The organism is Aminobacter sp. P4_D5 (assembly GCF_056401815.1).
In genome coordinates, this window is record NZ_JBFUIP010000235.1 from 1 (window position 1) to 6,298 (window position 6,298).

Annotated in this window: 9 protein-coding genes and 1 tRNA gene; 2 read left to right on the forward strand and 8 right to left on the reverse strand. The window is 60.0% G+C overall.

Annotated features, from left to right (window positions below):
• The coding region (locus tag AC1DWF_RS29015) for an alpha/beta fold hydrolase (RefSeq protein WP_476842366.1) at positions 1-393 on the forward strand (393 nt) is incomplete at its 5' end.
• A gap of 77 nt (positions 394-470) precedes the next feature.
• Here the strand turns inward: AC1DWF_RS29015 and AC1DWF_RS29020 are convergent.
• From AC1DWF_RS29020 to AC1DWF_RS29045, 6 genes are all read right to left on the reverse strand, one after another.
• Entirely contained in the window at positions 471-710 is a 240-nt protein-coding gene (locus AC1DWF_RS29020; RefSeq protein WP_476785200.1) for a DUF2188 domain-containing protein, read from the reverse strand.
• Positions 711-1,273: 563 nt separating this feature from the next.
• Positions 1,274-1,933: a SphA family protein gene (locus AC1DWF_RS29025; RefSeq protein WP_476789425.1), complete on the reverse strand. Its 660-nt coding sequence runs from the start codon at positions 1,931-1,933 to the stop codon at positions 1,274-1,276.
• A gap of 9 nt (positions 1,934-1,942) precedes the next feature.
• Positions 1,943-2,227, reverse strand: a complete 285-nt coding sequence (locus AC1DWF_RS29030; protein ID WP_476785197.1) for a hypothetical protein — start codon at positions 2,225-2,227, stop codon at positions 1,943-1,945.
• Positions 2,228-2,295: 68 nt separating this feature from the next.
• The gene (locus AC1DWF_RS29035; protein WP_476785196.1) at positions 2,296-2,448 is read right to left on the reverse strand and encodes a hypothetical protein; all 153 of its coding nucleotides are present in this window, start codon (positions 2,446-2,448) and stop codon (positions 2,296-2,298) included.
• A gap of 31 nt (positions 2,449-2,479) precedes the next feature.
• Positions 2,480-2,564: transfer RNA gene (locus AC1DWF_RS29040), tRNA-Leu, on the reverse strand.
• Positions 2,565-2,734: 170 nt separating this feature from the next.
• On the reverse strand, positions 2,735-2,959 hold the full coding sequence (locus tag AC1DWF_RS29045) for a hypothetical protein (RefSeq protein WP_476842367.1): 225 nt from the start codon (positions 2,957-2,959) through the stop codon (positions 2,735-2,737).
• A 202-nt stretch (positions 2,960-3,161) separates the two neighbouring features.
• Between AC1DWF_RS29045 and ade the strand changes: the two genes are divergently transcribed.
• Positions 3,162-4,973, forward strand: a complete 1,812-nt coding sequence (gene ade / locus AC1DWF_RS29050; RefSeq protein ID WP_476785195.1) for an adenine deaminase — start codon at positions 3,162-3,164, stop codon at positions 4,971-4,973.
• Between the two features lie 52 nt (positions 4,974-5,025).
• Here the strand turns inward: ade and AC1DWF_RS29055 are convergent, their stop codons facing one another.
• Both AC1DWF_RS29055 and AC1DWF_RS29060 read right to left on the reverse strand, forming a co-directional pair.
• Positions 5,026-5,622: an imm11 family protein gene (locus AC1DWF_RS29055; protein ID WP_476842368.1), complete on the reverse strand. Its 597-nt coding sequence runs from the start codon at positions 5,620-5,622 to the stop codon at positions 5,026-5,028.
• Positions 5,623-5,703: 81 nt separating this feature from the next.
• The coding region (locus tag AC1DWF_RS29060; protein WP_476842369.1) for an imm11 family protein at positions 5,704-6,298 on the reverse strand (595 nt) is incomplete at its 5' end.

Sequence of the window (6,298 nt, forward strand, 5' to 3'; positions counted from 1 at the left end):
GTGTGGGTGCCGACATCTCTCAAATATGCGCCGCAGACGCTTGCCTTCGTTTTCGGGCCGCAGCAGCCGACCAAGGACTATGGCATATCAGGTGGCGGGTTGGCCGGCCTTCGGCCCAGCCACATCTATGCAACTTCGGCCGATCTTGTGGCGATCGAACGGGATCTTGGCGGCGTCGAGGCACGTTATGAGGAGATCATGGTGCCGGTGGGCGTGCTCGTCGGCACGGGCGATCGCGTGATCGACTACCGGCTGAACGGTCAGTCGCTGGCAGGCCGCATCGGCGATCTGGAACTCGATCTGGTCGAGGGGCTCGGCCACATGCCGCAGTTCATAGAGCCGGAGCGGGTTGCGGTCTTGATCAGGCGGACCGCTGCAAAAGCCTTTTCATAGGCGTCGTTGCAAATGCCGTTCCAGCATTTGCACCGCTTCGAACGCAGTGAGCCGTGAAATCCCTGCGGTAGATGCCGCTAATCCGAAACTTCCGTGTCCGGACGGTCGTCGCCCTTTGCAAGCTCGTCGTGCCAACGGCCTTCGCTGTCCTCATACTGGATGCCGTCGGTTGATCCGGAGACACGCTGCTCGGCGGCCGCTGTTTCAGCGGCGCGCAGGGCGTCTTCATGGTTGGGAAACGTCTCGGAGAAAGTGCCGCCTACCTTGTAGGCCCAGCCGCCGTCGTGCTGCACGACTTCATAGAAGAGCTTTGCCATCATTTTCCCTCGCTGAAGGATGCGATGTCCTTGGCCACCAGCGCCTCGGCATCCACCACAGCCACAACGACTGTCCGGCGCCTCGACGGCGGTCATTCCGGCTCAAACGTTGCCGGGGCCGATTGGTTGCATCGCGCGGCGAAGATCGACAGCAGTTGTTCGAGACTTGGTCAGAGCGGCACCGTGTAGAGCACGATCCACAGGCCGCATATCGCGGCTGCGAGCCCGTAACAGRCGCTACGGTGTTTTTCCCAAAAATATGGCGCGCGTTCCCAATTGTACTGCATACGCAACTCCCCACTCACTCACCACCCGGCCCAGTTGTATTTCAGTCCGAAACGCTCCGCAATTTTTGAGGGTGGGGTTGACGTTGCGAAAATACCTAGGGGTGGCAAATTTGCCACGAATCACGGCGTTTCGCGGCGCATCAAGCGAGCGAAGCCGTCTTCATGGTGTGGATGGGGATCGAACCCACATCTCCTGGGTTGAGAGACTGGTTTTTTCGAACACACGCAATGGATGCCCAACTCAGCCGAGGGACAACCCATCGTGTCGGCCAGGTATCATAATTTTCCGGCAACGTCGAAGAAGACAGCATCGCCCTTCATGCGGTTTTTGACATCGACCTCATGGACCCACTTCAGCTTGAAATCGACCTCGGTGTTTTCACCGAACTTGGCCTTGTAGCTGACAAGCGGCCCCAGACCTATCGAGCGGCCCTTGAAGCCGTCATGGGCGTCGGCGAACGTGCTGCGGTCGTCCTCGAACTGATAGAGGAAGCCCGCGACCGCGCCCAAGGCAAAATTCGCGGTCACATTCTTGGTGACGGCTAGATCGAGATGAGCCATCGCGCCGCTGTAGTAGTCGGTGGCGGTGTTCTTGGTGTTGATGTCGACACCGAAATTGGCCGACAAATCGAGGCCGTGCTCGGGCACCAGATATGTGAAGGCAACCGCCGGCGTGAAAGTCCAGTTATTCAGGCCGATGAAGGCGAGGGCACCTTTCTCCCACTCACCGGTCGGGGCGGTTATCGTCAGCGACGTCGAGAAGAAGGTATTCATGGCGTCGTTGTGCCAGCCCAGCAAAATCGGCGCGAAGGCGATGTCGCCCAATCCTGTGACTTCGTCCACCGATGCAAAGGGACCGACGTCTGCCTCGGCCCTGACCCAGCCTATCGGTAGAGCGCCCTGGACGGCGTAGGTCCAGTTGCCGGGCAGGTCCAGTTTGGGAACTTAGACGCCCGCAAGTGCCGTGGTCCAGATGTCGGCCTTCAGGCCAAGCGCGACCTGGTTGTCGCCAAATGGTACGTTGCCGCTTGCCTCGCCATGATAATAAACGTTCGCGATGTCCCAGTAGACGCCCGGCACGGGCGGCACAATCCCCGCGCCAGGACGGGCATAGGCGCCGGGAATGTAGCGTCCGCCAACTGCCTCGGTGGCCCCCGCCTGCTGAACGGAAGGGATGGCGGCGGCTAGGACCGACACGGCAGCGAACAGCCATGAAACCGATCTGGTCATTTGTCCCTCTCCAAATGCGCCCGGCATTCGCGAACGGATGTGCCGGGAATTCCCCGATAATCAGAGTATCACGGTTCGCCGTTGCTAGGCATTCCTCCTGATTCCCATGGCTTTGTCGACATGCCGTGCACTTCAGGCTTGATGCGGTCGCTCGCATTGCCGGCCCAGCCAAAGCCGCGCTCGTTGCCAAGCGTGGCGGCCCCAAGGCGTGGCGCATGCATCGATATCTCGACTAAGGTAACGATTTCAATCTGGTGCGGACGGCGGGAATCGAACCCGCATAGCCTAGGCTGAGGGATTTTAAGTCCCTTGCGTCTACCAGTTCCGCCACGTCCGCTTGGCCCGACTGGTAAAGCAGCCGGGCAAGATTGCAAGTCCCCGGCAATCGCTTGTGTCACTTGCGCGTCGCAGAAAATGGAGCCCGGCACTTGTGTGTATTCGTCCTGCACAAGCAGCGTCAGCCGTGGTGAAACAGTCGGCACAGACGGCTTGGGACAAGGGCTGCGCTTAAGCCTTGCTTGGATCTTCTGGGAGGTCGCTTGCCTGGCTGGYATCGAGCGGCAGCAATGGGGATTCCGCCGTAGCTGGTTTCGGCGCCTTTCGAGCAACCTTTTTGGCAGGCTTTTTCGGGGTGTCGTTCGCTACGTCCTTCGGCGCCGTCGCTACGGAAGCCGCCTTGGTGGGAGCCGGCTTTGCCGCGATGGTTGTCTTTTCAGTGAATTTGATTGCCATCGGGGTCCGCCGTTCCAGAGCGCCGCGAGTCGCGCGGCTTTGGTCCTCCATACACGATTTGCAGTGCTGGTGGGCGGGGAAGCGCGCCTATCATCTGAACGCCGGGTGAGGATGTGAGAAAAATCCTTCCACCCGGCAAGGACCTGTATTCCGCCGTCGCTTCCGCTACAGTTACGTGAAAGAATTTCAGGAATCCCCGAAAATGCCCAGCAAGACCAATTTCGCCAAGCCGCGCCCCTGGACCGAGACCGCACCGCTTCTGGTCGATGTCGCCATGGGCCGACGGCCGGCCGATCTCGTCATCCGTAACGGCCGCTGGGTGAATGTCCATTCGGGCGAGATCCTCGCCGGCACCGACGTTGCCATCATTGCCGGCCGCTTCGCCTATTGCGGTCCGAATGCCAGCCACGCCATCGGCCAGGGCACCAAGGTTGTCGATGCCGGCGGGCGCTATCTCGTGCCCGGCCTGTGCGACGCGCATATGCATGTCGAAAGCGGCATGGTGACGGTGACCGAGTTTTGCCGCGCGGTGATCCCGCATGGCACGACCTCGATGTTCATCGACCCGCACGAAATCGCCAACGTGCTGGGCCTGCCCGGCGTCAGGCTGATGCATGACGAGGCACTCGCCATGCCGATCAACGTGCATGTGCAGATGCCGTCCTGCGTGCCCTCGGCGCCTGGGCTGGAGAATGCGGGTGCTGCACTGACGGTCGAGGACGTTGCCGAGGCGATGACCTGGGAAAACATCATCGGCCTGGGCGAGGTGATGAATTTCCCCGGTGTCGCCGCCAACAATCCGGTCATGTCGGGCGAGATCGCCGAAACGGTGAAAGCCGGCAAGACGGTGGGCGGGCACTACGCTTCCCGCGATCTTGGCCTGCCGTTCCACGGCTATGTCGCAGGCGGTCCAGAGGATGATCACGAGGGCACGCGCGCCGAAGACGCAATCGCCCGGGTGCGTCAGGGCATGAAGGCGATGCTTCGGCTTGGTTCCGCCTGGTACGATGTCGCCAGCCAGATCAAGGCGGTGACCGAGCAGGGCATAGACCCACGCAGCTTCATCCTATGCACCGACGATAGCCATTCCGGCACGCTGGTTCATGAGGGGCATATGGACCGCGTCGTGCGCCACGCCATCCAGCAGGGGCTGAAGCCGGTGACGGCGATCCAGATGGCGACGATCAACACCGCCCAGCACTTCCGCCTCGAGCGCGAGCTTGGCTCGATCACACCGGGCCGGCTGGCCGACGTGCTGATCGTCTCGGACCTGGCCGAACTCAAGATCGACGAGGTCTATGCGCGCGGCGTGCGGGTCGCCAAGGCCGGCAAGCTCGACATCGACATTCCCGCCTACGCCTATCCGGCCGATGCCAAGAAGACGGTGAAGCTGGGCAAGAAGCTCAAGGCCGTCGATTTCGACATCAAGGCACCGGAGGGCGCAAACGAGGTGCGCGTGCGTGTCATCGGCGTGATTGAGAACCAGGCACCGACGCGCGCACTGGAGGCCGATCTCGCCGTCGAGGACGGTCTGGTCGCCATGGACCGCCGCAACGACGTTTGCCAGATTGCGCTCGTCGAGCGCCATCGCGGCACCGGCACTGTGACCAACGCCTTTGTCTCAGGCTTCGGCTACATGAAGGACTGCGCGCTCGCCTCGACGGTCGCGCATGACAGCCATCACATGATCGTCGTCGGCACCAACAAGGCCGACATGGCGCTGGCCGCCAACCGGCTAGGGCAGGTCGGTGGCGGCGTGGTGCTGTTCTCCGAAGGCAAGGAACTTGCACTTGTCGAGATGCCGATCGCCGGCCTTATGTCGGACGAACGCGCCGAGATCGTTGCCGCCAAGGCCGACAAGCTGGTTCAGGCGATGCGCGACATGGGCTGCAGCCTTAACAATGCCTACATGCAGCATTCGCTGCTGGCGCTGGTGGTCATTCCGGAACTCAGGATTTCCGACGTCGGTCTGGTCGATGTGACGACCTTCGAAAAGGTCGACCTGTTTCTTTGAGGGTGATCAGCGCAAGGGGGGCCAGCAGCCCGGGCCCTCGCTCGCCTTTAGTTCAATCCGTCTCGGGAAAATGCTGATAATGCGCGCCGGTGACGCCGGCCGCATCCAGGGCCGCTTTCAGTTCCTCGCTGATAGCCGGCGTAGGCATCACGATAAACTTGTCGATCCAGACATGATGGACGCCGATCTGCGATCGATTGAAGACCAGTTCCTTCTTGCTGCCGTCCAGGTACCAGAGATTGCGAAACTCGAACGTCGTTTTCGCGCGATCGACTGTATCCAGGCGATTGCAAGGAACGAACCAGAAGCGGTCGGCGGCATGGCCGCCATCTTCCCATACAATCTCGATCGGAAAGAACTGATGGACATCAGGTTCGAAACTTTCGATGACGTCCTTGACCTTTGCGCTCACGGACAAACAGAAGGCGTCGTAGAAATCCGGAATCAGCCGCCTGGGCCCTGTGAGCTCGATTTTCGTGGGGATGTATGTCTCCTCGAACTGTCGGCCGTAATACGAGTAGCCGGGTCGAATTCGAACGCCGGCATCTCGCGTCAGATCAGCAGCTTGTATCTTGCTAACGTCCCCATCCAAGGYGCGGTAAATGTAGCTGTAAGTTTCTTTGTTCTCGTGACTGAGAAAACAAACCATTCAACACCCTTGCTCGTCGACCGGCTCCCAAGTGTTTGAGCAATTCTTCGCCGGAGTTTGCGAAATCATAGAATTGGATAGTCAGTCCGTCTCTGGAAAATGCTGATAGTGCGCGCCGGTAATGCCGGCTGCATCCAAGGCGGCTTTCAGCGTCTCGCTGATTGCCGGCGTCGGCATCACGATAAACTTGTCGATCCAGACATGATGGGCGCCGATCTGCGATCGACTGAAGACCAGTTCTTTCTTGCTGCCGTCCAGGAACCAGACGTTGCGAAATTCGAACGTCGTCTTGGCGCGATCGACGGTGTCCAGGCGATTGCAGGGAACGAACCAGAACCGGTCGGCGGCATGGCCGCCATCTTCCCATACAATCTCGATCGGAAAGAACTGATGGACATCGGGTTCGAAACTTTCGATGACGTCCTTGACCTTGGCGCTGATAAACAAAGCGTAGGCGTCGTAGAGATCCGGAATCTGCCGCTTAGGCCCTGAGAGTTCAATTTTGGTGGGGAGGTATGTCGCCTCAATCGGTCGGCCACAATACACGTAATTGGGCCTAATTCGAACGCCGACATCCCGCGTGAGATCAACTGGCTGAATCTTGTCGACGTCCCCATCCACGGCGTGGGCGACATAGCTGTAAATCTCTTCGCTCTTGTGACAGAGAAAATAGACC

Bases quoted from the DNA above. Each gene is read 5' to 3' on its own strand.
- AC1DWF_RS29020 (WP_476785200.1), bottom strand. From the start codon at position 710: ATGGCAAAGCTCTTCTATGAAGTCGTGCAGCACGACGGCGGCTGGGCC.
- AC1DWF_RS29035 (WP_476785196.1), bottom strand. From the start codon at position 2,448: ATGCATGCGCCACGCCTTGGGGCCGCCACGCTTGGCAACGAGCGCGGC.
- ade (WP_476785195.1), top strand. From the start codon at position 3,162: ATGCCCAGCAAGACCAATTTCGCCAAGCCGCGCCCCTGGACCGAGACC.
- AC1DWF_RS29030 (WP_476785197.1), bottom strand. From the start codon at position 2,227: ATGACCAGATCGGTTTCATGGCTGTTCGCTGCCGTGTCGGTCCTAGCC.